The sequence below is a fragment of the Planctobacterium sp. AWM4_229 genome (assembly GCF_056160305.1).
Window position 1 is genome coordinate 47,245 of sequence record NZ_JBSWWX010000005.1, and the last position, 24,980, is coordinate 72,224.

Here is a 24,980-nt window from a genome sequence, read left to right on the forward strand (position 1 = left end):
ATCCTACGTGAAAATTAACATCCAGAGTAGTTTATCAAAACATTGTCTTATTCGATTGATTTCGCAATAATCTCGCTCGCATCTCCAAAGCCGTACAGGGCGGATTGTATACGGCGCTTTCCTGAATCGTTCATCAAGTGCCTGGTTTTGCTTAATATTTTGGCTGTATTTGCCCCGCTCAAGACGTGTGTTTCAGTTTGCAGAAGTTCCATCCATTCGGTCTGTTCTCTTAATGTGACGCAAGGCTTATCTAAAAAGTAGGCCTCCTTTTGCAGTCCACCACTGTCGGTTAACACAATACTACAGTTTTGTAACAACCATAGCATTTCGAAGTAACTTGCAGGAGCAAGAACCTGGAGTCCAGAAACCTTTGAGTCTAATCCTTGTGCTTTTAGCGCCTTTTGGGTTCGTGGGTGAACAGGAAAGATAATCTCGTGGTCTCTGGCCAGCTCGGTAAGAGCTTCAAAAATACTCAGTAAGTTTTTCGGGTTATCTGTATTTTCAGCGCGATGACAGGTTACTAGTATAAAGGGAGAATCCGCAGCAATTTTAGGTGGTTTTTGGCTCATAGGAGTGTAATGTTTTATTGCATCAAACATTACATCACCTGAGAATACCACTTTCGCGGTTCTATCTAATGATTCCCGTTGTAAATTCTCCATGGCTGTCTGTGAAGGGCAAAAAAGTGTGGAACTTAAGTTATCTGTTAAAATGCGATTTAACTCTTCTGGCATGTGCTTATTGTATGAACGAAGACCTGATTCTACATGGGCGACAGGAATGTGCAGTTTTGCCGCTGCGAGAGCGCCTGCCAGTGTGGAGTCGGTATCACCATATACTACTACCCAATCAGGTTTAATGTGAATCAATTTAGATTCTACAACTTCTAGCATCCTACCTGTATTTTGACCGTGAGTGCCACCGCCTATATTGAGATTAAAGTGTGGCTCAGGGATGCCCATTTGAGCGAAAAATACCTGGCTCATATTTTTGTCAAAATGCTGTCCAGTATGAACAATGAGTTCTTCTATATCGGATCTAAACTTTCTAAAGGCATTGGATACCATAGCCAGTTTAATAAATTGGGGACGGGCACCAACAATAGACACTACTTTCATACTGCGAATATTCCCTTAGTTATTATCGTTTACTTCAGATAATACACGGATTATTTTTTCGACATCTGCATCTTGCAGACTGACATGGCAAGGAATACTAAATATCTTTGTGCAGACATCTGTCGCTACCGTGCATCCATCTGAAGGAAAGTTCTTCATTGGTGCTGTTGCATTAAGCGGCTGCGGGTAATATATCTGGTATGGGATATTAGCGCGCTCTAATGCATCCAGTACAACTTCTCGAGGCACGGTTTTATTTCTCAATGAGCATTGCGCATGTGCACTTTTGTATCCAGTCGGTGCTACCTGAAATTCATAGTTATCGGCAAGTGCTTCTTTGTATCTCTGAATAATGTTATCTCTGGTTAATATCTGGTGCTCTAGTATGGGGAGCTTTTCTAACAGCACAGCAGCTTGTAGCGTATCGAGTCTACTATTCATCCCTATTCTAACATTGTGATATTTGTTCTTCCCTTTACCGTGAACCCTCAATGAGCGCAGCATCGTTGCAATATGATCGTCATTGGTAAAAACAGCACCACCGTCTCCGTAACAACCTAGTGGTTTAGCAGGGAAAAAACTCGTTGTCGCTACAGTAGCCATTGCGGTCGTTTTAACATTTCTAATTTCGGACCCAAAGCTTTGCGCTCCGTCAGCTATTAAGAGCAAGTCGTAAGCCTGGCAAACTTCTTGTAGCTCCGGATAGTTTGCAGGTAAACCAAAGATATCTACCGAAATTATCGCTTTTGGGTTGCCCAATTGTTTCGCTTTTGAATCTTCTATCGCGGCCACAAGTGATATCGAAGATAAGTTCAATTGGGTTTCGTCAATATCGACAAAGTAGGGGGTGGCCTGCACGGAAGCAATTGCTTCAGCAGTCGCAAAAAAAGAGAATGCGGTGGTAAATACAATGTCCCCTTTGCCAACCCCGGCAGCAAGTAATGCGAGCTGTAATGCGTCTGTACCGTTTGCACAAGTTATACAGTGCTTGCTCTTGGTATATTCGCAAAGCTTAGATTCGAGTTCAGAGACTTCGGGACCCATAATAAATTGTCCGTGTTTCAGAACGGAATTTATGCCGAGTTCAATATTTTCCCTGACAGGTTCGTCCTGGGCTATTAAATCGAAGAACTGCATTTATCTTGCCTTAAAGAGTTGCTCATTTTTTAGAATATATACGGTACTTGTTTCAGGGCAGGTGTATCGACCTTCACCATTATTTGGAAGAGGAATTCGATGACCATAATCTGTCATCCAGCCTATTTGTTTTCCGGGAACACCGACAACAAGCGCATTGTTTTTAATTGAACTATTAACTACCGAGCCGGCTCCGACAAAGGCATTACTGCCAATCTCATTACCACACACAATTGTGCAGTTTGCTCCTAGTGTTGCTCCCTTTTTAACAAGCGTTTTTTTAAACTCGGTTTTTCTCTCTACACTCGAACGAGGGTTATAAACATTAGTAAAAACCATAGAAGGGCCACAAAACACGTCGTTTTCAAGAGTCACTCCCTCGTAGACAGAAACATTGTTCTGGATTTTCACATTGTCTCCGATAACGACGTTAGGCCCTATATAAACATTTTGACCAAGGCTGCAGTTCTCACCAATTTGTGCAGTCGCACAAATGTGTGTCCAATGCCAAATCCTGGTTCCGTTTCCTACGATAGCTCCGTCGTCGATAATTGCGCTTGGATGATAGTTAAAACTCATAAGTAGCTACTTTCAGCAAAAGGGTGTGAAAGTTGACGCTTGCCAGTACATTGCAGGTTGCGAATTTGAGCGACAGTTTCGATTGCAACTCTATTATCTTCCAGAGTAAACCCTTTCCCTTCGAGAATGTTCTTATAACTCTCAGTGTGAAGATCAGTAAAGCCACCTGAAAATTCGAACTCTTCGTTATTCAGTTTTAAACTTCTATAGGTCCTTTGTCCTTTTAACCTAATATCCGCTGGCAGAGAAGTGACATCAATTGATAAAAACCATCGTACTCTTGCCAATTCAAATTCCAGAAAACCCGCTGCTGTGCTGGGCGTTGACATGTGAAGTTGGCAATCTTGAACGCTTCCAAACAGGTGATGAAGTAGATCGAAAAAGTGCACACCAATATTGGTAGCAATGCCTCCTGATTTTTTAATATCTCCTTTCCAGGACTGCTGATACCACTGCCCTCGTGAGGTTATGTAGGTTAAGTCAACATCCAATTTTTTCGTTTGTTTGCTGTTTTCCAATTTTTTCTTCAATGCAATAACGCTTGGATGTAAGCGCAACTGCAGTATGGTACTGACCCTTTTGCCTGTTTCTTTTTCTATTTCCCGCAAGGCATCGATATTCCAAGGATTTAGCACCAAAGGTTTTTCGCAGATAACGTCACAGTTTGCACGCAGACCAAATCGATATTAGATCTACGGAATCGTTGCTTCGCCTGCGTTTGTCGATGTGTCTATCAAAACGTTCGAATTCGGTGAAAAAGCTGGTGTCAGGGAAATAAGAGTCAATGACACCGACACTATCATTGGGGTCCAGACATGCAACCATTTGATTTCCGGTATCTCTTATGGCTTTCATGTGCCGAGGAGCGACGTACCCTGCGGCACCAATTAATGCAAACTTTTTCATTCCAACCTCATCGTTCAGTATTCTTTATTAGGTATTCCATCTTCTTTATCGACAATTTGCCCATAAATTGAAATGGGATAGTTATAAATTTGCAATATCAACACCTTCTCCGTGACTTTTGCTATAGCGTCTCGAGGATTGTTATTTATATTGGACCCAAGAACAACCCCATTATCAACTTACGTTGAGGTCGGACTGTTGCCCAACGTCTGTCGATTCCAATTGAGCTAATGAAAAAGAATAGGTGGTTCGAGTTTTGTTGGTGGACTATTGTGGATTAGAATATTTGTGGCACTTTAGATATCACTTTAGTGATAAATGGTTCACAAAAAAGGAGGTTAACAAATGTACATATTCTGCTATGCTAGTAACTGAGGTATAGGAGGTATGTATGGTAGGCATAGTCTCAAATAATTCCGGCAACTCGCTTTTACAGCAGGTGCAGGAACGTCAAAATAATCTTTTAGAACGTTTGGCTAGTGGTAAGAAGGTCAATAGTGCTGCAGACGGTGCTGCCGCTCAGCAAATAATCGATCGACTGTCCAGTCAAATAGGTGGTAATCAACAGGCATTAAATAATGTCTACGACGGTATTTCTTTAGCACAAATTGGGGATGCTGCGCTGTCAGGTGTGACTGATGATGTCAATCGCATCCGCGAATTGTCCATTCAAGCTGGCAATGGCTTGTTAACGGATGCAGACCGAAGTGCTTTGCAGCAAGAAGTAACGCAGTTACAAGACAATATTCGAGATACATTGGAAAACACCAATTTCAATGGCAACAGCCTGTTTACTTCGGATAGCACTATTAATTTTCAGTCTGGTGCGAATGCAGGGCAAAGTATAGGAGTCAACACCCGAGACTTGCCCACGGCATTAAACGACATTCTGAATGCAGATATCAGCACTGCTGCGGGAGCACAAACGGCGCTGGACTCGGCAGATTCTGCTATCGAGACCGTTGGCAGTAACAGAGCCGAATTTGGTGCGGTGCAAAATCGCTTTGAGAGCACTGCGCGCCAGTTGACCACGCAAGCGGAAAACGAAGCTGCTGCGCGGAGCCGAATTCAGGATACGGATTTTGCGCAAACGACATCGGATTTGGCGGCAAGTCAGGTATTGAGCCAGGCCAATATCGCAGTGCAGGCTCAATCTAACCAGCAACAGAGTCAGGTATTGTCCTTACTTAGTTAGAATTGGTTTGATTATTAACCGAAATAATTTAAAAGGCGCTTAATGCGCCTTTTTTAATACTTAAGTCTTATAGCCCTCATTGAATACAAAAAGTATGCTTTTCAGACATTTGTGCCTATTTAACAAGCTTTAATGTAGATATTTCATCTACTTACTTGAAACTCTTCGCAATCAGAAGCAAACTAGGCAAAAAGCAATAATAACATTTTCGGTATTACGGATTTTCAATGAGTCGCATTCTGGTTATAAGTTCCCAAGAGTCCAGACGTAACAACCTTTCCACCGTGATCAGTTTCTTAGGTGATCAGCCCGAGACTGCCAGTTTCGAGCAGGCTATTGAAACCCTCAAGCGTGAGGCAGCATTGGATGCTGTTTTGATTGACGGTGATGAACCAGAGCTCGCATCCGATGTTATTGAAAAATTCCCCGCATTTCCTTTTGTTGCTGTCGGAAACTCTGAACAACTGGTTTCTATTCCTAATGTGATGGGCTTGCTGGAAGAGCCTATTACCTATCCAGTGCTTACTAAGTTGATGCATCGCTGCCAGGAATACATTCGTCGTAAACCTGGGCAGAGTAAAAGCACCCAAAAAACCAAGTTATTCCGCAGTCTTGTGGGGAAAAGTCAGGAAATACAAAATGTGCGCCGCATGATTGAGCAAGTGGCGCCTACCGACGCCAACGTTCTGGTTTTAGGCGAGTCAGGAACGGGGAAAGAAGTGGTTGCCCGCAATGTGCATTTTCTGTCTCAGCGCAAAGACGGTCCCTTTATCCCGGTGAATTGTGGTGCTATCCCCGGAGAACTGCTTGAAAGTGAGTTGTTCGGTCATGAAAAAGGCGCATTTACCGGCGCCGTAAGTTCTCGAAAAGGGCGTTTTGAACTTGCCGAAGGCGGTACATTATTCCTGGACGAGATTGGTGACATGCCTTTGCAGATGCAGGTTAAATTGCTGAGGGTATTACAAGAGCGCACATATGAGCGCGTGGGCGGGACTAAGCCAATTCCTTGTAATGTACGTATTATTGCTGCAACTCATCGAAATCTGGAAGATATGATTGCCGAGGGTAAGTTCCGCGAAGATTTATTCTATCGTCTAAATGTTTTTCCAATAGATAGTCCGGCATTAAGAGAGCGCAAGGAAGATATTCCGCTGTTGATGCAGGAATTGGTATCTCGCTTCGAAAACGAGTCCAGCAAAAGCATAAAGTTCACTGAAGAGGCGTTGGCATCTCTGATGGAACACAAGTGGGCAGGCAACGTCAGAGAACTATCCAATCTGGTGGAGCGTCTTACTATATTATGCCCAAATCAAGTGGTGGATGTACCCGATTTACCTATCAAGTATCAACATGTTTCCGTTGACGATTTCAATCCGGAATACCCGGAAGAACTGCTGGAAAGAGAAGCGTTAAATAGCTTGTTCAGTGATGACAGCGATGATTATGATGAAGATGACTCATCGGCGGTGGCGGAACACGCAAAATTTGTTGATCCGGATCTGCCTGCAGAAGGGGTTAACCTCAAAGAGTACCTGTCAGATCTTGAAGTGAACATGATCACCCAAGCTCTGGATCAACATGATTGGGTGGTGGCACGCTCGGCTGAGTTCTTAGGAATGCGACGCACGACACTCGTTGAGAAAATGCGCAAATACAATATTGCCAAAGAACTATAAGCAAAAGCTTCTGACAAACTATTGACTCAAGAATTGAAAGTCTTACACACCAAGTATCACACTTAACCTATTGATAATATTATAATTAACCTGTTGGCACAGCTTGTGCATTTAAAGCTTCATTAGTATTAATGACTTTTTTTTGACATGCAGGTACAAAACATTAGGGTGAGCAGTGGACTCCAGTCCAAATTTACTGCGTTACCTCAATTTACAAAATCACTTTCCTCAGAACGGTATTTGTCTGATGAAATGCGTCTGGCGTTTAACGCTGTACCTGCGGGCATTTTGTTTGTTAATCGTTTGGGCTTGGTAGAGCTTGCCAATAGATCAGCAAAAGCCCTGTTTCAACGAGATATTGAAGGCTGCCTTTGGCGCAACGTTGTTGAAACCTCATTTGAACCGCAAAAAGACGATGGCTTAGAGGTGTCGCTGGTCAATGGTCGGAAAGTTAAATTTGCCATTTCCAAAGTCCCCGATGTTCCCGGGCAACTCATCCATTTGACCGATCTTACCCAAACTCGCACGTTACAGGCAAAAGTGAGTCATCTGCAGCGCCTGAGTGCACTGGGGAAAATGGTGGCTTCATTGGCACATCAATTACGGACCCCTTTGTCTGCCGCCTTACTTTATGCAAGGAATATTCAAGCTAGCGGGATATCTGCAGTGCAACAACAGCGCTTCAGCGACAAATTAGTTGGTCAACTCAAAGGTCTTGAAAGTCAGATCAATGACATGTTGTTGTTTGCCAAAAGTGGCAAGCAAGAAATTATTGAAGACATTCATCTGGCGAGCCTGGTAGAAACTTTAGTGGATGACATACGAGAAACCGTATCGCATTCAATCAGGATAGAGTTTCAAAACCTGAGCAAAAACTCAGAGCTGAAAGGTAATCGAACTGCGATTTGCGGTGCGATTAATAATCTGCTGCAAAATGCTATCTCCGTAGGCTCCAGCCAGATTGAACTGCAATTGGATAATTGCAGGCAAGGTATGCAATTGTCGATTTCTGACAATGGACCTGGCATTCCAAAACAACAAATAAAACAAATATTCGAACCGTTTTTTACTACAAGAGCACAAGGCACGGGTCTTGGGCTTTCAGTCGTCAGGTCTGTTATGTCCAGCCATCAAGGGCGCGTTACTGTTGAAAATCAGAGCAATGGCGGCGCTAAATTCACCTTGTTCTTTCCACAAGGCGAGTTTTCACAACATCACAGAAAAGTAGAATTTAAAGAAAGGGCCAAACAAGCCAAAGTACAAACTGAGGGAGAGCGTGCATGAATCAGAAATGTGTAATGCTGGTGGAAGATGATCACGGCCTGAGAGAAGCCCTTTACGACACGTTGGAATTAGGTGGCTACAAGGTCGTGGTTTGTGATTGCGCGGAGTCAGCGATATCACGTATCAATGAAGTCAAAGTCGATCTGATCGTTAGCGATATTCAAATGTCCGGCATGACTGGTATCCAGTTGCTTAAAGTGGTGCGCAACAAGTTCCCCAATTTACCCGTGATTTTGATGACGGCTTATGCCCAAATTGATGACGCCGTTACTGCAATGCAAACTGGTGCCACCGATTATATTGCCAAGCCATTCGAGCCCGATGTGCTGCTGAATCTGATTGCAAGATATGCACCTGTGCAATCAAGTGATAGTTTTAGACCAATAGTCGGGGATGAGTCCAGTAAACGGCTCTTACAGTTGGCCCAAAGGGTTGCCAAAACCGACGCCACAGTCATGGTGTTGGGACCCAGTGGCTCAGGTAAAGAAGTATTGGGTCGCTACATTCACGAACAGAGTAGTCGCGCAGATGGACCATTTGTGGCCATCAACTGTGCCGCTATACCTGAAAATATGTTGGAAGCCACCTTGTTCGGTTATGAAAAAGGCGCATTTACCGGTGCTTTACAAACCTCAATAGGAAAATTCGAACAAGCCCAGCAAGGCACTATTATGCTGGACGAAGTGACTGAGATGGATTTAGGTCTACAGGCGAAATTGTTGCGAGTGTTGCAAGAGCGCGAAGTAGAACGTCTCGGTAGCCGCAAAACCATTAAGTTGGATGTCCGCATCATTGCTACCAGTAACCGAGACCTGATGCAGGCGGTTCAGGAGGGGCAATTCCGGGAAGATTTGTATTACCGATTGAACGTGTTTCCACTGCACTGGCTGCCTTTAGGAGAGCGAGTGGGTGATATTGTACCGTTGGCGGAGCACCTGGTTGAGCGTCATGCCCTGCGACAAGGCTACCGCATTCCGGACATTAGCTTTTCCGCCAAGCAAAAACTATTGCAGTACAAGTGGCCTGGCAATGTGCGGGAGCTGGAAAACGTCATCCAGCGCGCATTGATTTTATGTGATAGCAACGAGATATCGGAACAGGAGTTAATGCTGGATTGTCACGTTCCAGTCAATGAAATAGAAGAACAAGTTCCACCGGAGTCACAAAACACCGATTTATTAGGGCAAGAATTAAAACAGCAGGAAAATCAAATCATTTTAGAAATGTTGATTTCCTGCAATGGTAAACGCAAGGATGTCGCCGAAAAACTTGGTATCAGTCCCAGAACCCTGCGTTATAAGTTGGCTAAAATGCGGGAGATGGGCATCGATCTGCCTGCTTGATAAAACACCTTCTCTCGTTGCATAACATCGGTGACAAGAAATTGTCACCGATGCTGACGCGTGTTCAAGTGCCTGTCAAAATACTAAAGAACCCCGCTTAAGTTATTGATAAATATGTGCATTTAAACTTTGGCATCATCATTGCTTTAACAGGGTACATTGTCAAAAAATGACAGAATCCTGGAGAAAGTGATGGATATCAAAGCAGATTCCTTATACAGAGAAATGCAAATGTTGGCGGCTCAAACTAAAACTGAGCTTACGCCCTCTGTTGAATTGCAAACAAATCCTTCCCGTGAAAACTTTGCTGATATGCTCAGTTCCGCCATCAATGGCGTGAATGATATGCAGCTACACGGTAGAGAATTAACTAATCGCTTTGAAATGGGTGACCCCAATTTAAGCCTGGCTGACGTGATGGTAGCCAAAGAGAAGGCGGGCATTGCTTTTGAAGCCACCTTACAGGTGCGCAATAAAGTAATGGAAGCCTACAAACAAATCATGCAAATGCCTGTATAACGGAGCAATAAGAAATGGCTGACGCAACCACAGACTTAACTGTTCCGGGCGATAATCTTGACCTGGAATCCGCAGAACAAAAATCCGGCTTTATGGATGCTTTGGGCAGTGTTGATATGCTGCGTCAAATTATCCTTGTTGTAGCCTTGGTAATTTGTGTAGCTATCGCAATTTTTATCGTCATTTGGGCACAAGAACCCGATTACAGACCGCTTGCTAAATTACCCACCGATGAACTCATTCAAACACTGGATCATCTGGATGTTGCGCAAATCCCTTATGAGTTGGAAGGCAATACGATTTTAGTGCCCGAAGACCAATATGAAGCGATAAAGCTCTCATTGGCGCGTCAGGGTTTAGCACAAGCGCCTGATTCTGGTACCGATATCATCATGCAAGACATGGGCTTTGGTGTCAGTCAGCGAGTAGAGAAAGAGCGCTTAAAGCATGCCCGTGAGCAACAGATTGCACGCACAATTGAAGACATGTCTAATGTCAGTAAAGCCAAAGTATTGCTGGCGATGCCACGCGAAAACGTATTTGCCCGCAAAATGTCTCGTGGTAGTGCTACAGTGGTTATTACCATGCGCCGCGGCGCGGTGTTAAATAGTGAAGAAGTGGACGCGATAGTAGATATGGTTGCTTCAGCGGTTGAAACCATTGACCCGGACAGAGTTACTGTGACAGACAGTAACGGACGCCTGTTGAATTCTGGCTCTCAAGACTCAATCTCAGCGCGCTCAAGAAAAGAATTCGAAATCGTTAAGCAGCGTGAAGCAGAATACCAAGGCAAAATTGATTCTATCTTGATCCCGGTATTAGGCTTGGGCAACTATACCTCGCAAGTGGATGTCAGTATGGATTTTACCTCTACTGAACAAACACAAAAACGCTATAACCCTGATCTACCTGCAGTGCGCAGTGAAATGACCGTAGAAGAAAACAGTGTCGGCAGTATGATTGCCGGTGTACCTGGTGCACTGACAAACCAACCGCCTTTGGATGCTAATATTCCGCAAAACAACGCAGGCGCAAACTCTACGCGAACGTCTCCGGGTAGAACTCACAAAGAGGCGACTCGTAACTTTGAATTGGATACCACTATTAGCCATACCAAACAGCAAACCGGTGTTATCCGTCGTTTAAGTGTTTCGGTGGCTGTGGATTATAAAAGCAGCACAGATGCAGACGGGAATGAGACAACTGAGCCGCGTACACAACAAGAATTGTTGAATTTGCGTCGTTTGTTGCAAGGTGGTATTGGCTTTGACGTGACGCGTGGTGACTCTCTGGAAGTAGTGACTATTCCGTTTAGCCGCATTGATACTGGTCTTGAAAAAGAAGTTCCACTTTGGGAACAGCCTTGGGCCATGCGTGCGCTGAAGCTGGTGATGGGTGGTCTGATTATAATTGTTCTGATTCTGGCGATTGTGCGTCCGATGCTGAAACGTCTGATTTACCCAGAAGATACCTCAGAACAAGATGAGTTCAATGTGGATCAAAGTCTTGACTTGGGTGATGAAACCATCACTATGTTAACTCAAGAGTTTGATGAAGATGCAGTAGGCTTCGCAGCGGATGGATCGTTGATGTTGCCAGACCTGCATAAAGATGAAGATGTGCTCAAAGCAGTACGTGCTCTGGTGGCAAATGAACCTGAACTGTCTGCGCAGGTGGTGCGCAGCTGGTTGATGCTGGACGAATAAGTTATGGCTGAAGAAGCAGAAGAAATTGGCTACGACGTAGGTAAACTGGAAGGGGTTGAGAAGGCAGCAATTTTGCTACTCAGTCTCTCCGAGGAAGACGCTGCGCAAATTCTGAAACACATGGAGCCTAAGCAGGTCCAAAAGCTGGGTCAGGCCATGGCCTCCATGGATGACATGACGCAGGGTAAGATCACTGCGGTGCACAAGCATTTTATCGAAGAGATCCAGAACTTCAGTACTATCGGTTTCCACAGCCATGACTTTGTGAAGAAAGCCTTAACCGCAGCCTTGGGTGAAGACAAGGCCGCGAACCTTATCGATCAGATACTGGTGGGTGGCGGTGCCAAAGGTCTGGATTCCTTGAAGTGGATGGATTCTAAACAGGTTGCCGGTATAATCCGCAACGAACACCCGCAGATTCAAACCATTGTATTGGCTTATCTGGATCCCGAGCAATCTGCGGAAATCATGTCACAGTTCCCTGAGAAGGTACGCCTCGATTTGATGATGCGTATTGCTAACCTGGAAGAAGTACAGCCAGCAGCACTGCAAGAATTGAACGAAATCATGGAGAAACAGTTCGCGGGTCAAGCGGGTACACAAGCTGCCAAGATGGGCGGCTTGAAATCAGCTGCCGATATCATGAACTATCTGGATACCAACATCGAAGGCCAGTTGATGGATGCCATCCGTGAGCAAGACGAAGAGATGAGTCAGCAGATTCAGGACTTGATGTTTGTCTTTGATAACCTGGCGGATGTAGATGACAGAGCGATTCAGGCGATTCTTCGTGAAGTACAGCAAGACGTACTTATCAAAGCCATTAAAGGTGCCGATGAAGGATTGCGCGACAAGATTGCCAAAAACATGTCGAAACGTGCGGCAGAAATGTTATTGGATGATTTGGAAGCCTTGGGACCTGTGCGTATCAGTGAAGTGGAAACCGCGCAGAAAGAAATTCTCTCTGTGGCTCGACGTCTGGCTGATGCCGGTGAAATTATGCTTGGCGGCGGTGGCGGCGAAGAATTCCTGTAATCAATTAGTGGTAGTGTGAAATGGTTGATTTTGTTAACGACGAACAAAATGAGGAATTCAAGTCCTTTGAGATACCTTATGTCGAGGACAAAAAGTCTAAATTCAAAAGCGAGAGTAATGCGCTTAACAAAACCTCGGACTGGAAATGGGAACCTCCTGAGGAAGAAGAAGAAATCCTGCCGCCGACTGCAGAAGAAATTGAGGCCATTCGCAAAGCAGCCTATGAAGAAGGCTTTTTACAAGGGCTCGATGAAGGCCAGTTGAAAGGTTATGAAGAAGGGCTGGAAAAAGGTACCGAAGAAGGACAAAAAAAAGGCTATGAGCAAGGCCTGAATGAAGGACTACAGGAAGGGCGAGAAATTATTCAGCAGCAGATGCAGGCCTGGCAATCACTAAATGAGTCACTGCAAGAGCCCTTGACGCTGGTGGAAGCGGAGTTAGAAAAAGAGTTAACTCAGCTGGCTGTGGCGCTAGCTCGTTCCGTGATCCGCACCGAAGTACAGCTCAATGAAAATATCATTTTTGAAGCGCTTAAGTCGGGGCTGAAAGTACTGCCCATTCGCGAAAATGGTTATCAAATAAACTTACACCCGGAAGATTTGACGTTAGTAAAACAACACTTTTCCGAAGAAGAGATTCAACAACACAATTGGATATTGGCGGAAAGTGTCGGGCAATCTCGCGGTGGCTGCGAAATCGTTACCGATTCCAATGCCGTGGATGTCTCTATTGAGCGACGAGTGCGAGAAAGCCTGGATAAGTTTTTATTGGAGCAAGGCTTGCGTGAACGTGAAGCCTGATAACCTCATCGAAACGCTATAATGACTGAACGCATTCTCAGTAAAATAAAAGATTTACAAGGGCAAATTCCGCAACCAGCTACAGTGGCAGCCGGAAAACTTGTGCGTGGTATTGGCCTGACGCTGGAAGCGGTGGGATGCCAGTTGCCTGTTGGTAGCCAATGTTTGGTGCAAACCATCGATGGTGAAATTGAAGCAGAAGTGGTTGGCTTTGGCGACAATGTTACCTACCTCATGCCAACTGAAGCAGTAAAAGGCATTGTACCCGGTTCACGCGTTCAGCCCCTCACACGACAACAAGGTATTGCTGTGGGAATGGGCCTGCTGGGGCGAGTTGTCGATGGCAATGGTAATCCAATAGATGGTCTTGGTGCATTAAAAACCACGGAATATGTTCCTTTTACTCGCCCCCCAATGAATCCACTTATTCGCAAACCTATTAAACAGCCTATGGACGTGGGCGTGCGTTCTATTAATTCCATGATTACTGTTGGCACCGGGCAACGCATGGGCTTGTTTGCGGGCAGTGGTGTGGGTAAAAGTGTCCTGATGGGTATGATGACCAGAGGTACCACTGCAGATGTTGTGGTGGTGGGACTGGTAGGCGAACGGGGCCGAGAAGTAAAAGAATTTATTCACGATATCTTGGGTGAGGAAGAGCGACACAAGTCTGTAGTGGTTGCGGCACCTGCTGATACCTCTCCGCTCATGCGTCTTAAAGGTTGTGAGACCGCAGTTAGTATTGCGGAATATTTTCGCGATCAGGGCATGAATGTACTGTTGTTAATTGACTCGCTAACGCGCTATGCCATGGCCCAGCGTGAAATTGCACTGGCGGTGGGAGAACCCCCTGCTACCAAGGGTTACCCACCCTCAGTATTTGCGCGTTTACCGGCCTTGGTAGAAAGAGCGGGTAATGGCGCCGAGAACCAAGGCTCTATAACGGGCTTTTACACTGTGCTCACGGAAGGTGATGATCTGCAAGATCCGATTGCCGATGCAGCCAGAGCCATTCTTGATGGGCACATTGTACTTTCTCGCTCACTGGCAGATGCCGGGCATTACCCCGCTATTGATGTGGAAGCGTCTATCAGTCGTGTGATGCCACAAGTGGTAAGCGATGAACATTTGCAATCGGCGCGACGCATCAGACAGATTTATTCCATTTATCAACAGAACAAAGATCTCATTAGTATTGGGGCTTATAATCGAGGTACCGATCCGCGAATCGATATGGCTATCAAAGCTGAACCGATGATCAATAATTTCCTGCAACAAGGCATGAAAGACATTATTCCTTACGATGAGAGTTTGGGGGGGATGGTGCAACTACTGCAGAAGTTTGGTGGTAGTGCATAATGACCAGACAACTGCAAATGGTGGCCAGATGGGAAGCCGAAAAAGAAGAAAAAGCCGCTTCTGATTTCCAGCAAGCGCAAGCCTATGTTCGGCAAAACCAGGAGCGTCTTGATGGCTTGATGCAATATCGCCTCGACTATTTCAAAAAAATGCAGGAGAAAGGGGCGAACGGCTTTGAGGCGCTGGCGTTTTCCCATCATCAATCATTCATCAGCAAATTAGACAAAGCCTGCGCGCAACAACAACAGATCATTCAAGATGCCAGTAATGCTGCTGAGCAGCGAAAACAGCAATGGCTGGAACAGCAAAAGAAGCGCAAAGCCGTAGAAATGTTGCTGGATAAGAAAAATGCTGAAAAGCAAGCTCGTCTGGACCGTCATGAACAAAATATGATGGACGAGTTTGCCCTGCAAAAGTTCCTCAGAGCCTCAAAACGCTAGTTTTAAATACTGATTAAAAACAGTTGGCCTGATTTATGCTTTCCTACCTGGTAACGAAACAACTAACAGAAATTTGACGCTTTAAAACCGTTATTACCGTGCAAATGCGGGATTTCTGGCAGAATCAGGTGAACAAATATGCAACAAGTTGCCGCTTCCAACAATGATATTGCCGCTCAGAAACTCTTTCCTGGAGATGTCGATGCAGAAGCATCCGGGACAGGTGATGAGTTTGCCAAGTTTATGATAGGTAGCAGCGAAGGTGCTGATTCTGCAAAAAGTGAACAGAGCTACCGAGGTCATGGCGATCTGAAAAATACCGCGAAAGACACTGTTTCTGAGAGTGAAAAGCCTTCATTAAAGACACAAGAATCAGAATTCAAGCTCGAAAAACCTGGCTCTGAAGAGTCAATAGCGCAAGATGGCCAATCCCAAGATGGGCAGAGCGAAGAGGGAGAGCTTCATGAAGAATGGGTTAGCATTATACAAAAGCTTAATGGTGAAGCTATCAAACCTGATGCTGAAACGGATGCGGCTGTCGTAGAAGATCCTTCCACAGAATCGCCAGTTCTGGTTGCGGATACTGTTATAGAAGATTCATCTGAAAAAAGCGCTGAAATTCCCGCTGAACCAGAACCTGAAGTGGTTACTGCCTCTTCTATCCAGGATTGGAAGCAACAATTACGAGAAAAGTTGTTGAATTCCGGGCATGCCTTAAACGCTCACCAGATGAAATCGGTGGACAAGGCCGTTAACGGATTGTCTGATGAAGAAATTCAGCAACTGCTGCACGATGATGCCGCATTAAAACAAATGATGTCTGATATTTTAAAAGTTGAAGATCCTCATCCCCATGATGTTTCCTTGCTAATACAGTTAAGCGAGCAAAACAACGGACAAGCGGAGCAAGCTGCGGGCAATGAAGAAATTTTATCCGCACAGGATTCAGAAACATCTGATGGCTCTGAGCAAGAGCAAACACTCGCAGATTTATTGAATGACAACACAGCTGAAAACGCCGAGCAAGATGACAACAATGACGGCGCTGAAGCTGAATATGCACAGTTTACTGATGCAGTAACTGAAACGCTGAATGTTGAAGAGACCGTGAATGGTGAAGCGTTATCGGAAGGTGAAGCCTTATCTGAGGACGAAGCTGCAGGCGTTGGAATGCAACAAGACCCTGGCAAATCTGCTGCTAATACCGCAGCGGATAACACTGTCAGCGATACACAAGTCAAACCAGAACAACTCAATCTCACTCAATTGCTCAATGATTTAGACAATGCTACCGAGACAACCGACGGTAAAATAGCCGCTATAGATAGTTTAACTCGACGACTTGAATCCTCAGAAGTTGGTCAAACGGCGGCAGGTAAGAAGTTTATTGAGAGCTTGAAAAATGTCAGTGCTGAGTTCAAAGAACAATTAAAATCTGGCCATGAGCCAGGCATTAATATCAGTAAAATTGTCACAGAAGGAATGGTCGCTGATTCTGCTTCTGTAGAAAGCGCTGCACTTGAACAGCAAGTTAAAAGCGCATTGCAACAAATCGTTAATGTGGCTCACGCCTCCAGCGGTATGGATAGTGCTGCTCGTGAGACTTTACTCAGTAGCTTCAATAGTAGTTTGACTGCCAGAGACAATAATACCGCGCAATTAGAGGCGCAGAAAACCCAGCAACAGAATTTGCAAAACAGCGCTTTTGACAAGGCGGTAAACATTCAAAAACCTGAAGCTGCACAAGAGTTGGCGAATAAGGTTCAGGTGATGCTGAATCAGAAAAATATGGTGGCTGATATTCGCTTAGATCCGCCTGACCTGGGACAGATGCAAATAAAAATTAGTATGCAAGGTGACACCGCTTCAGTCAGTATGGTGGTGCAATCTCAAGCGGCCCGTGAAGCACTGGAACACAATCAGCCTAGATTGAAAGAGTTGCTGGAGCAACAGGGGATTGAATTAGGCCAATCTTCGGTGCGCGAAGAGCAACAAGGCCAAAAAGGTGAAGGTGATGGACAGAACTTTGCCTCAGGAAAGGGACAAGAGGCGATGGAAGATATAGAGGCTGAATCTTCTTCTCAAACCAGAACCGTTGGACTGGATGAGCCAGAAGGTATCGATTTTTTTGCTTAAATCACTGATAGATGCGCAAAGATCATTGCCTTATTGAGGCACTGTTATCCATAATAAAGAGAGTTAATTAGCAGAGAAGCAAAAAAATGGCTGAACAAGAATTACAAATGGAAGAAGGTGCCCCTAAAAAGGGTAAAATGATGATCATCATCATTGCTGCAGTTGTCGTAATAATCGGTGCCGTAGCGGCTTTCTTTTTGTTAGGTGGCAGCAGTGATGAATCTGAATTGGATGAACTGGAAACTGAACAGGTTGTGGAGCAAGCGCCTACTGCAGGTACAGGTATAGGTTCCACAAATGTTGGAACAGCATTGTATGTTGCCATGCCCAGACCATTTGTTTTCAATGTGCCGGGTTCAGGCCGTGACAGGCTGGTACAGATCAAGGTGCAGTTGATGGTACGTGGGACCGACGCAGAAGAAACTACCAAGATGCACATTCCGATGATCGAAGGGACATTGCTGAGAGTGTTCAGTAGTTCCAATGCTGATGACCTGGTGACAGAGGCGGGCAAAATTGCCATGAAAGAACAGTCTTTGCGTGAAGTGCAAAAAGCGATGCAGGAAATTGCCGGTAATCCAGTCATCGAGCAAGTGTTATTTACCGGTTTTGTTATGCAATAGGCTATAGATTAACTAAATATAGAGGCTGAGCAGGTGAGCGATTTATTATCACAAGACGAAATTGATGCCCTCTTACATGGGGTCGACGAAGTTGAAGAGGAGGATATCGAAGAGTCCGACGTTTCCTCTTCGGCGATGGAGTACGACTTTTCGTCTCAGGATAGGATTGTTCGTGGTCGGATGCCCACCCTGGAAATGGTAAATGAACGCTTTGCCAGACACATGCGGGTTAGCCTGTTTAATATGATGCGTCGTTCCGCAGAAGTGTCTATTAACGGCATTCAAATGATCAAGTTTGGTGAGTACATTCACACCTTGTTCGTGCCGACTAGCTTGAATATGGTGAGATTTCGTCCACTCAAGGGAACGGGTTTGATCACCATGGAAGCTCGCTTAGTGTTTATCCTGGTAGATAACTTTTTTGGTGGTGATGGGCGGTATCATGCGAAAATCGAAGGGCGTGAGTTCACCCCCACTGAGCGTCGTATTATACAGATGCTACTTAAGATCATCTTTGAGGATTATAAAGAGGCATGGGGTCCGGTTATGGACGTGTCTTTTGAATATCTCGATTCAGAAGTTAACCCGGCCATGGCAAACATTGTGAGTCCCACAGAAGTGGTGGTGATCAGCTCCTTTCACATTGAACTAGATGGTGGTGGTGGTGATTTTCACGTGGCTTTACCTTACTCCATGTTGGAGCCTATCCGGGAATTGCTGGATGCGGGTGTACAGAGCGATAAAGAAGATACCGATCTGCGTTGGAGTAAAGCGCTGCGGGATGAAATTCTCGATGTTAACGTGGCACTGACAACCCACATGTTGGATTTAGAGCTGCCGCTTGAGGCCATTGTTAAGATGAAAGCGGGGGATGTGATCCCCATTGATATGCCCGAGTATATTACTGTGCTAATTGAAGGATTGCCTACCTTCCGTAGCAAGTTGGGGCGCTCAAGAGAGAATATTGCGCTGCAGATTGTTGAAAGAATACCAAGACCTGTTTCAGTGAAGTCGCAGTTACACCTGCTGACCAAAGGTGGGCGTCGTATCGATTCTGATGCGGAACTGCAAACCCTTGAAGATGATTTAGTATTGTAGAGATTAAGAGGAAAAGAAGATGAGTGGTGAAGATGATGCAATGGACGATTGGGCTGCGGCAATGGCCGAGCAAGCCGAATCAGAATCTGAAGATACGCTATCTGGCGATGCTGCCTCAGGCATGTCTGGTGTTGAGGTTGCAGAACTAGACGAATTCTCAGAATCGGGCGGTGTTTCTGGTGAAGAAGAGAAAAAACTAGATACAATTCTCGATATTCCTGTCACTATATCCATGGAAGTTGGGCGAAGCCTTATCAGTATCAGAAATCTGCTGCAATTGAACCAAGGATCAGTAGTAGAGCTAGATCGCGTAGCGGGTGAGCCTTTAGACGTATTAGTGAACGGAACTTTGATCGCCCATGGAGAGGTGGTTGTAGTTAATGACAAATTCGGGATCCGCTTAACGGATGTTATTAGTCAAATCGAACGTATCAAAAAACTCAAATAAAAATCTATTTCCGACGTTAGTATGGCTGCTCTTCAGTATCTTGTTGGCAGCCTCCCCTTCCTCTTTTGCTGAAGATAGTCAAATATCAACGCCGCTTTCTTCTTGGGTGTCTGTAGCATTTTCGCTATTGCTGGTGATTGGCGTAATATTGCTACTGGCTTACATTATGCGACGGTTTTCTGGTTTGCAAACATCAGGCGGGCAGATTAAAACGGTGGCCAGTATGATGGTGGGAACCCGAGAGCGTATCGCAGTTATCCAGGTTGGCGAAGAGCAGCATTTGGTGGGGGTGACGGCACACAATATCAATCACCTCGCAAAACTGGAGCAGCCTATAGAGCTTGCACGCAAAGAAGATTCACTTAAGCAAACCTTTGCAGGAATACTACAACAACACAAAAAAATCCAAGGCAAAAATGATGATTAGAATAGCTACTTTTTTCGCTATTTTTCTGGTGCTATGGATGCCCGACACGGCTCTGGCGAATCCCGGCATCCAGGCACTAACGGTAACCACCAATCCAGATGGAACGCAAGATTACACTATGACCTTGCAAGTTCTGGGGATCATGACCGCGTTGACTTTGCTGCCGGCGTTTCTGATCATGATGACTTCTTTCACTCGAATAATCGTAGTGATGTCAATTCTTCGACAAGCCATTGGTTTGCAGCAATCGCCTTCTAATCAGATATTGATTGGTCTGACACTGTTCCTCACCATGTTTATTATGGCCCCGGTTTTTGAGGAAATGAACGATAAGGCGTTACAGCCTTATCTGAAGGAGGAGATGACGGCCAGAGCGGCTATTGATGAGGCTATCATCCCCATTCGTGCTTTTATGCTTTCGCAAACGCGAATTAAGGATTTACAAACTTTTGTGGAAATGGCGAAACTGGAAGATACGGTGACTAAACCCGAGGAAGTACCTATGACAGTATTGATTCCTGCGTTTATTACCAGTGAGCTGAAAACCGCGTTTCAAATTGGATTTATGCTGTTTATTCCCTTCTTGATATTGGACCTGGTAGTAGCCTCCATTTTGATGGCTATGGGGATGATGATGTTGTCTCCCATGATTGTATCTCTGCCTTTCAAGCTTATGCTATTTGTACTGGTGGATGGTTGGAATCTGGTGTTTGGCACCTTAGTCAATAGTTATGGCATGGGGTAGTGAAGTATGAGTCCAGAAGTCTTTGTTGATATTTTGAATGATGCTTTGTTCATGGTCATCTTATTGGTGTCTGCCATCATTGTACCTAGCATGATTGTAGGGTTGTGTGTGGCAGTCTTTCAGGCTGCCACTTCCATAAACGAGCAAACCATAAACTTTTTACCAAGGTTATTAGTGACGTTATTAGCGCTGAGCTGGGGAGGGCATTGGCTGGTAAACAAGTTGATGGATTTCACTTTTGAGATAGTCGCTCGAATTCCGGAGGTGGTGGGATAGTTCCATGAACTTCTCAGAAGCCGAAATCCTTCAGGCGATAGTGGATTACGCACTACCTTTTATGCGGATCAGTGGTTTACTGGGGTCAATGGTGGTGATGAGTGCCAAAACATTACCCACTCCAATACGAGTGATGTTGGCTTTCACTCTTGCAATTATGACTATGCCCTTAGTACCCGCCGTGCCAGTTAAAGATCCGATTTCGGTTGAGACCTTCGTCATGGGCGTGCAACAGGTGATCATTGGGCTTTCTATCGGTTTTATTTCTACATTAGTGCTGGAAACTTTTGTCCTCGCGGGGCAAGTTATAGCGATGCAGACTGGCTTGGGCTTTGCGTCAATTGTTGACCCTGTAAACGGCATCAATGTACCTGCAGTAGGTCAGTTTTATCTGATTTTAGCCACTTTGTTGTTTTTAGCTTTCGACGGCCATTTGAATATGATCCAAATGATAGTCATGAGTTTTCAAGCTTTTCCCATTGGCGAAGCTTGGTGGACGGCAGAGCAATTTATGTCCATCGTTAATTGGAGTGCCTGGATGTTTATTGCTGCGTTAACCTTAACTTTGGCACCTATTGTTTCATTGCTGATTATCAATCTGGCTTTTGGCGTGATGACCAAAGCGGCCCCTCAATTGAATATATTTACTATCGGATTTTCATTCGCACAGATTGGCGGCCTTACCATCATGTGGTTGATAATGGATAACTTTACCAATCACTTCGGACAGCAGTGGCATCGTGCGCAACTGTTGATGTGTAATTTGTTAAATATCTGTCCAGGTTAAACACGAGCAAGTGCAATGGCTGATGAAGAAAAGACGGAAGACCCCACAGCGAAACGAACAGCAGATTCGCGCAAGAAAGGACAGATAGCCCGAAGTCGGGAATTGTCGACGGTTCTGGTGCTTATCTTTAGCGCCGTTACGCTATATTTATTGGCGGCAAGTCTCGGTAATATGATGCTTACCGTAATGCGCCGCTTTTTCGATCTCAGTCATGACGAGGCCTGGGATTATACTCATATGTTAACTTCATTAGATTGGGTGATGGGAATCATTTCAGTACCCATGCTGACTTTTTTACTTATTGTGTCTGCTGCCGGAATTTATGGCAGTATTGCGATGGGCGGTTTTAATTTTACCTGGTATACCGCTAGTTTCAGAGCATCTAATTTGAGTCCAATTAATGGCCTGAAACGTATGTTCGGCATGAATGGTTTAGTTGAGCTACTCAAGGCGATTGCGAAATTCGGCATAGTTGCGGTAGTCACTTATTTTATGTTGGCTTTTTACATGGAAGAAGCCTTGCACCTGGATCAGGAGCTTTTTCCTGGCAGTCTGTTTCACGCCATGGAGCTGATTGGCTGGACTTTTATTATTATCTGCTGTGCCCTTATTCCTATCGCCGCTATTGATATTCCCTACCAAAGTTATACTCACAATGAGCAAATGAAAATGAGTAAGCAAGAGGTTAAGGACGAACGCAAAAATGCTGAAGGTGACCCGCAGGTTAAAGGGCGGATTAGACGCTTGCAATATCAGGCCGCTGCCAGAAGAATGATGCAGGAAGTACCTAAAGCCGACGTCGTGGTGACCAACCCGACTCACTATTCAGTAGCCCTCAAATACGATCAGGAGGGAAATCGCGCCCCCTATGTTGTGGCGAAAGGGGCAGATGAATTAGCCATGCACATCCGAAAAATTGCTGAAGGTAATGATGTGCCTTTGTTGGCTTCTCCAGCCTTAACCCGTGCAATTTACTATACAACGGAAATCGATGAAGAGATCCCGGAAAAACTATTCCAGGCCGTGGCGCAAGTGTTGGCTTACGTCTACCAATTAAAACGGTTTAAAACGGGCCGCGGACATCGTCCTAAGCCGCTGGCTAAAGACTTACCTATACCCCCAGAGTTACGCCACTAAGCGTTTTTTGCGGTTTAGTGCGCATGTTGGCCTGTTAATTGCTGAACTCCTGCAGTTCCGTCAAATAATTAACATGTAGATATGTCAGTTGCCACTTACTTTAACCGCATCGACCAAAATAAATTAAAAGAGATCACCACAGGTTTAGGCACTCCCATGGTGCTATTGGCGATCATGGGCATGGTCATTCTGCCCATGCCCGCTTTTCTGTTGGATGTGTTATTCAGCTTCAATATTGCGCTCTCACTCATTGTTATTCTGGTGTGTGTGTTCACACAAAAACCGGTGGACTTTGGCATATTCCCATTGGTGTTATTGATTGCCACGGTACTACGACTGGCCTTAAACATTGCTTCTACTCGTGTCGTTTTACTAGAAGGTCACGAAGGTGGGGACGCCGCAGGGAAAGTAATCGAAGCCTTTGGTGAAGTGGTTATCGGTGGCAACTTTGCAGTTGGTATTGTGGTGTTTGCCATACTGCTGATCATTAACTTTAAAGTCGTAACCGCAGGTGCGGGTAGAATATCGGAAGTAAGTGCTCGCTTTACCTTGGATGCTATGCCTGGTAAGCAGATGGCAATCGATGCCGACTTGAATGCCGGATATATTGATTCCGATGAAGCGCGAAAGCGTCGCGAAGAAATTACCGCGGAAGCTGACTTTTATGGTTCTATGGATGGTGCGTCAAAATTTGTTAAAGGCGACGCCATCGCTGGTTTGTTTATCATGCTTATCAACATTGTTGGTGGTTTGTTTATCGGCATGATCCAGCATGATCTGGGGTTTGGTGATGCCATTGAGATTTATACACTGCTGACTATTGGTGATGGTCTGGTAGCACAAATCCCCAGCCTTTTGCTATCGGTCGCCACGGCGATTATCGTAACTCGTGAAAATGAAACCCAGGAAATGGGTAGTGAGCTATCCTCTCAGCTGGGTGATCCGCGTGCACTCTATGTTACTGCAGGTATTTTGTTTGTTATGGGCATTGTGCCTGGCATGCCACACTTGGCATTTCTTGGATTCAGTTTCGGCATTGGCGGCTACGCCTTTTATCAGCAGTATCGCGCCAAAAAAGAAGCAGAAAAACCCAAAACTATCGAGAAAAAGTCGGATGTAGCACCGCAACCGACTGAGGTTAAAGAGTTAGGTTGGGATGATGTGCAACAGGTAGATACCATAGGATTGGAAGTGGGCTATCGCCTGATCCCATTGGTGGATAAATCACAAGGTGGCGAACTCTTGACGCGTATCAAGGGGGTGCGTAAGAAGCTTTCTCAGGAACTAGGGTTTTTGATTCCGCCAGTGCATATCCGGGATAATCTCGACCTGACACCGAACAACTACACGATTTCCATGATGGGGGTGAACGTTGGCGAAGCTGATATTCATCACGATGAAGAGATGGCCATCAACCCCGGACAGGTATTTGGCAATTTAAATGGCACCAAAACCAAAGATCCGGCATTCGGCCTGGACGCGCTCTGGATTAAACCCTCGCAACGTGAGCACGCTCAAACATTGGGTTATACGGTTGTTGACGCTGCAACTGTGGTGGCAACGCACTTAAGTCAGTTATTAACGAATAATGCCTATCAGTTACTCGGTTATGAAGAAGTGCAACAGCTATTGGATATGTTGGCCAAATCTAATCCCAAACTGGTTGAAGGGTTGGTGCCAGACATTTTACCGCTCAGTACAGTGGTTAAAGTCCTGCAGACCTTGCTCTATGAAGGGGTGCCGATCCGCGATATGCGCACCATAATCCAGACGCTTTCGGAGTATGGTGTTAAGAGTCAAGATCCTGACGTTTTAGTTTCTGCAGTAAGAATCGCCTTAAAACGTCTGATTATCCAGGAAATAAATGGCGGTGCGAAAGAAATCCCTGTGATCACACTTTCACCTGAACTTGAGCAGATGTTACATCAGTCTTTACAGGCGGGTGGCCAGGATGGAGCCGGTATAGAACCTGGCCTGGCAGAGAACTTACAGAATTCTTTGAATCAGGCTTCACAGCAACAAGAGATGGCTGGAGAGCCAGCCGTTTTATTGACGTCCGGAATGTTAAGACCAGTACTTTCAAGATTCCTAAAACATGTGGTACAGGGTTTGCATGTAGTCTCTTATCAAGAAGTTCCTGACGACAAACAAATAAAAATTGTCAGTGCTATAGGACAATAACAGAGCACCAATACCTGAGGTGATG

25 protein-coding genes are annotated in these 24,980 nt (G+C 45.1%); 20 read left to right on the forward strand and 5 right to left on the reverse strand.

Features of this window, described 5'->3' with window-relative positions; translation table 11 throughout:
• Positions 1 to 47: 47 nt before the first annotated feature.
• Genes wecB through ACXAGP_RS11910 form a run of 5 tightly spaced genes read right to left on the reverse strand, consistent with a single transcriptional unit; the run spans position 48 to position 3,740 of the window.
• The gene (wecB, locus tag ACXAGP_RS11890) at positions 48 to 1,118 is read right to left on the reverse strand and encodes a non-hydrolyzing UDP-N-acetylglucosamine 2-epimerase (protein ID WP_475261616.1); all 1,071 of its coding nucleotides are present in this window, start codon (positions 1,116 to 1,118) and stop codon (positions 48 to 50) included.
• 15 nt (positions 1,119 to 1,133) lie between these two features.
• Positions 1,134 to 2,255, reverse strand: a complete 1,122-nt coding sequence (locus tag ACXAGP_RS11895) for a DegT/DnrJ/EryC1/StrS family aminotransferase (protein ID WP_475261617.1) — start codon at positions 2,253 to 2,255, stop codon at positions 1,134 to 1,136.
• Positions 2,256 to 2,834, reverse strand: a complete 579-nt coding sequence (locus ACXAGP_RS11900) for an acyltransferase (protein ID WP_475261618.1) — start codon at positions 2,832 to 2,834, stop codon at positions 2,256 to 2,258. It abuts the gene before it with no gap.
• Complete coding sequence (locus ACXAGP_RS11905; RefSeq protein WP_475261620.1) at positions 2,831 to 3,442, reverse strand: Gfo/Idh/MocA family oxidoreductase; 612 nt, start codon at positions 3,440 to 3,442, stop codon at positions 2,831 to 2,833. Before ACXAGP_RS11905 ends, ACXAGP_RS11900 begins: the two co-directional genes overlap by 4 nt.
• Positions 3,443 to 3,491: 49 nt before the next feature.
• Positions 3,492 to 3,740 carry a hypothetical protein gene (locus ACXAGP_RS11910; protein WP_475261621.1) on the reverse strand — a complete coding sequence of 83 codons (249 nt, stop codon included), beginning with the start codon at positions 3,738 to 3,740 and terminating at the stop codon, positions 3,492 to 3,494.
• 391 nt (positions 3,741 to 4,131) lie between these two features.
• Between ACXAGP_RS11910 and ACXAGP_RS11915 the strand changes: the two genes are divergently transcribed.
• The 20 genes from ACXAGP_RS11915 (at position 4,132) to flhA (ending at position 24,955) form a co-directional block, all read left to right on the forward strand.
• Positions 4,132 to 4,935 carry a flagellin N-terminal helical domain-containing protein gene (locus ACXAGP_RS11915; RefSeq protein ID WP_338293845.1) on the forward strand — a complete coding sequence of 268 codons (804 nt, stop codon included), beginning with the start codon at positions 4,132 to 4,134 and terminating at the stop codon, positions 4,933 to 4,935.
• A gap of 227 nt (positions 4,936 to 5,162) precedes the next feature.
• Entirely contained in the window at positions 5,163 to 6,611 is a 1,449-nt protein-coding gene (locus ACXAGP_RS11920; RefSeq protein ID WP_475261623.1) for a sigma-54 dependent transcriptional regulator, read from the forward strand.
• Between the two features lie 240 nt (positions 6,612 to 6,851).
• The gene (locus tag ACXAGP_RS11925) at positions 6,852 to 7,895 is read left to right on the forward strand and encodes a sensor histidine kinase (RefSeq protein WP_475261625.1); all 1,044 of its coding nucleotides are present in this window, start codon (positions 6,852 to 6,854) and stop codon (positions 7,893 to 7,895) included.
• Positions 7,892 to 9,238 (forward strand): sigma-54-dependent transcriptional regulator, encoded by a 1,347-nt coding sequence (locus ACXAGP_RS11930; RefSeq protein WP_475261627.1) that lies wholly within the window; start codon positions 7,892 to 7,894, stop codon positions 9,236 to 9,238. Before ACXAGP_RS11925 ends, ACXAGP_RS11930 begins: the two co-directional genes overlap by 4 nt.
• Positions 9,239 to 9,430: 192 nt before the next feature.
• Complete coding sequence (fliE, locus tag ACXAGP_RS11935; RefSeq protein WP_475261628.1) at positions 9,431 to 9,757, forward strand: flagellar hook-basal body complex protein FliE; 327 nt, start codon at positions 9,431 to 9,433, stop codon at positions 9,755 to 9,757.
• A 14-nt stretch (positions 9,758 to 9,771) separates the two neighbouring features.
• Entirely contained in the window at positions 9,772 to 11,463 is a 1,692-nt protein-coding gene (gene fliF, locus ACXAGP_RS11940; RefSeq protein ID WP_475261630.1) for a flagellar basal-body MS-ring/collar protein FliF, read from the forward strand.
• A gap of 3 nt (positions 11,464 to 11,466) precedes the next feature.
• The gene (fliG, locus tag ACXAGP_RS11945; RefSeq protein ID WP_475261632.1) at positions 11,467 to 12,498 is read left to right on the forward strand and encodes a flagellar motor switch protein FliG; all 1,032 of its coding nucleotides are present in this window, start codon (positions 11,467 to 11,469) and stop codon (positions 12,496 to 12,498) included.
• A 20-nt stretch (positions 12,499 to 12,518) separates the two neighbouring features.
• Positions 12,519 to 13,298: a flagellar assembly protein FliH gene (gene fliH / locus ACXAGP_RS11950; RefSeq protein ID WP_475261634.1), complete on the forward strand. Its 780-nt coding sequence runs from the start codon at positions 12,519 to 12,521 to the stop codon at positions 13,296 to 13,298.
• A gap of 21 nt (positions 13,299 to 13,319) precedes the next feature.
• Positions 13,320 to 14,657 carry a flagellar protein export ATPase FliI gene (fliI, locus tag ACXAGP_RS11955; protein WP_475261636.1) on the forward strand — a complete coding sequence of 446 codons (1,338 nt, stop codon included), beginning with the start codon at positions 13,320 to 13,322 and terminating at the stop codon, positions 14,655 to 14,657.
• Entirely contained in the window at positions 14,657 to 15,097 is a 441-nt protein-coding gene (gene fliJ / locus ACXAGP_RS11960) for a flagellar export protein FliJ (RefSeq protein ID WP_475261638.1), read from the forward strand. The genes fliI and fliJ overlap by 1 nt, the downstream gene beginning before the upstream one ends.
• A gap of 138 nt (positions 15,098 to 15,235) precedes the next feature.
• Positions 15,236 to 17,233, forward strand: a complete 1,998-nt coding sequence (locus ACXAGP_RS11965) for a flagellar hook-length control protein FliK (RefSeq protein WP_475261639.1) — start codon at positions 15,236 to 15,238, stop codon at positions 17,231 to 17,233.
• A gap of 86 nt (positions 17,234 to 17,319) precedes the next feature.
• Positions 17,320 to 17,856, forward strand: a complete 537-nt coding sequence (gene fliL / locus ACXAGP_RS11970) for a flagellar basal body-associated protein FliL (protein ID WP_475261641.1) — start codon at positions 17,320 to 17,322, stop codon at positions 17,854 to 17,856.
• A gap of 33 nt (positions 17,857 to 17,889) precedes the next feature.
• A complete protein-coding gene (gene fliM, locus ACXAGP_RS11975) occupies positions 17,890 to 18,954 on the forward strand; it encodes a flagellar motor switch protein FliM (RefSeq protein ID WP_475261642.1) in 1,065 nt (354 codons plus the stop codon).
• A 19-nt stretch (positions 18,955 to 18,973) separates the two neighbouring features.
• Entirely contained in the window at positions 18,974 to 19,402 is a 429-nt protein-coding gene (fliN, locus tag ACXAGP_RS11980; protein ID WP_475261643.1) for a flagellar motor switch protein FliN, read from the forward strand.
• Between the two features lie 43 nt (positions 19,403 to 19,445).
• A complete protein-coding gene (gene fliO, locus ACXAGP_RS11985) occupies positions 19,446 to 19,829 on the forward strand; it encodes a flagellar biosynthetic protein FliO (RefSeq protein WP_475261645.1) in 384 nt (127 codons plus the stop codon).
• A 37-nt stretch (positions 19,830 to 19,866) separates the two neighbouring features.
• Positions 19,867 to 20,574, forward strand: coding sequence for a flagellar type III secretion system pore protein FliP (fliP, locus tag ACXAGP_RS11990; protein WP_475262121.1), 708 nt, complete (start codon positions 19,867 to 19,869; stop codon positions 20,572 to 20,574).
• A 6-nt stretch (positions 20,575 to 20,580) separates the two neighbouring features.
• Complete coding sequence (gene fliQ / locus ACXAGP_RS11995) at positions 20,581 to 20,850, forward strand: flagellar biosynthesis protein FliQ (protein WP_229529433.1); 270 nt, start codon at positions 20,581 to 20,583, stop codon at positions 20,848 to 20,850.
• A 4-nt stretch (positions 20,851 to 20,854) separates the two neighbouring features.
• Positions 20,855 to 21,637: a flagellar biosynthetic protein FliR gene (gene fliR / locus ACXAGP_RS12000; protein ID WP_475261646.1), complete on the forward strand. Its 783-nt coding sequence runs from the start codon at positions 20,855 to 20,857 to the stop codon at positions 21,635 to 21,637.
• A gap of 15 nt (positions 21,638 to 21,652) precedes the next feature.
• Complete coding sequence (gene flhB, locus ACXAGP_RS12005; RefSeq protein ID WP_475261647.1) at positions 21,653 to 22,774, forward strand: flagellar biosynthesis protein FlhB; 1,122 nt, start codon at positions 21,653 to 21,655, stop codon at positions 22,772 to 22,774.
• A gap of 81 nt (positions 22,775 to 22,855) precedes the next feature.
• A complete protein-coding gene (flhA, locus tag ACXAGP_RS12010) occupies positions 22,856 to 24,955 on the forward strand; it encodes a flagellar biosynthesis protein FlhA (RefSeq protein ID WP_475261649.1) in 2,100 nt (699 codons plus the stop codon).
• Positions 24,956 to 24,980 lie beyond the last annotated feature (25 nt).

Coding starts and splice junctions, on each gene's coding strand:
- wecB (WP_475261616.1), bottom strand. CDS start 1,118: ATGAAAGTAGTGTCTATTGTTGGTGCCCGTCCCCAATTTATTAAACTG.
- ACXAGP_RS11895 (WP_475261617.1), bottom strand. CDS start 2,255: ATGCAGTTCTTCGATTTAATAGCCCAGGACGAACCTGTCAGGGAAAAT.
- ACXAGP_RS11900 (WP_475261618.1), bottom strand. CDS start 2,834: ATGAGTTTTAACTATCATCCAAGCGCAATTATCGACGACGGAGCTATC.
- ACXAGP_RS11910 (WP_475261621.1), bottom strand. CDS start 3,740: ATGAAAAAGTTTGCATTAATTGGTGCCGCAGGGTACGTCGCTCCTCGG.
- ACXAGP_RS11915 (WP_338293845.1), top strand. CDS start 4,132: ATGGTAGGCATAGTCTCAAATAATTCCGGCAACTCGCTTTTACAGCAG.
- ACXAGP_RS11920 (WP_475261623.1), top strand. CDS start 5,163: ATGAGTCGCATTCTGGTTATAAGTTCCCAAGAGTCCAGACGTAACAAC.
- ACXAGP_RS11930 (WP_475261627.1), top strand. CDS start 7,892: ATGAATCAGAAATGTGTAATGCTGGTGGAAGATGATCACGGCCTGAGA.
- fliE (WP_475261628.1), top strand. CDS start 9,431: ATGGATATCAAAGCAGATTCCTTATACAGAGAAATGCAAATGTTGGCG.
- fliF (WP_475261630.1), top strand. CDS start 9,772: ATGGCTGACGCAACCACAGACTTAACTGTTCCGGGCGATAATCTTGAC.
- fliG (WP_475261632.1), top strand. CDS start 11,467: ATGGCTGAAGAAGCAGAAGAAATTGGCTACGACGTAGGTAAACTGGAA.
- fliH (WP_475261634.1), top strand. CDS start 12,519: ATGGTTGATTTTGTTAACGACGAACAAAATGAGGAATTCAAGTCCTTT.
- fliI (WP_475261636.1), top strand. CDS start 13,320: ATGACTGAACGCATTCTCAGTAAAATAAAAGATTTACAAGGGCAAATT.
- fliJ (WP_475261638.1), top strand. CDS start 14,657: ATGACCAGACAACTGCAAATGGTGGCCAGATGGGAAGCCGAAAAAGAA.
- ACXAGP_RS11965 (WP_475261639.1), top strand. CDS start 15,236: ATGCAACAAGTTGCCGCTTCCAACAATGATATTGCCGCTCAGAAACTC.
- fliL (WP_475261641.1), top strand. CDS start 17,320: ATGGCTGAACAAGAATTACAAATGGAAGAAGGTGCCCCTAAAAAGGGT.
- fliN (WP_475261643.1), top strand. CDS start 18,974: ATGAGTGGTGAAGATGATGCAATGGACGATTGGGCTGCGGCAATGGCC.
- fliP (WP_475262121.1), top strand. CDS start 19,867: ATGCCCGACACGGCTCTGGCGAATCCCGGCATCCAGGCACTAACGGTA.
- fliQ (WP_229529433.1), top strand. CDS start 20,581: ATGAGTCCAGAAGTCTTTGTTGATATTTTGAATGATGCTTTGTTCATG.
- fliR (WP_475261646.1), top strand. CDS start 20,855: ATGAACTTCTCAGAAGCCGAAATCCTTCAGGCGATAGTGGATTACGCA.
- flhB (WP_475261647.1), top strand. CDS start 21,653: ATGGCTGATGAAGAAAAGACGGAAGACCCCACAGCGAAACGAACAGCA.
- flhA (WP_475261649.1), top strand. CDS start 22,856: ATGTCAGTTGCCACTTACTTTAACCGCATCGACCAAAATAAATTAAAA.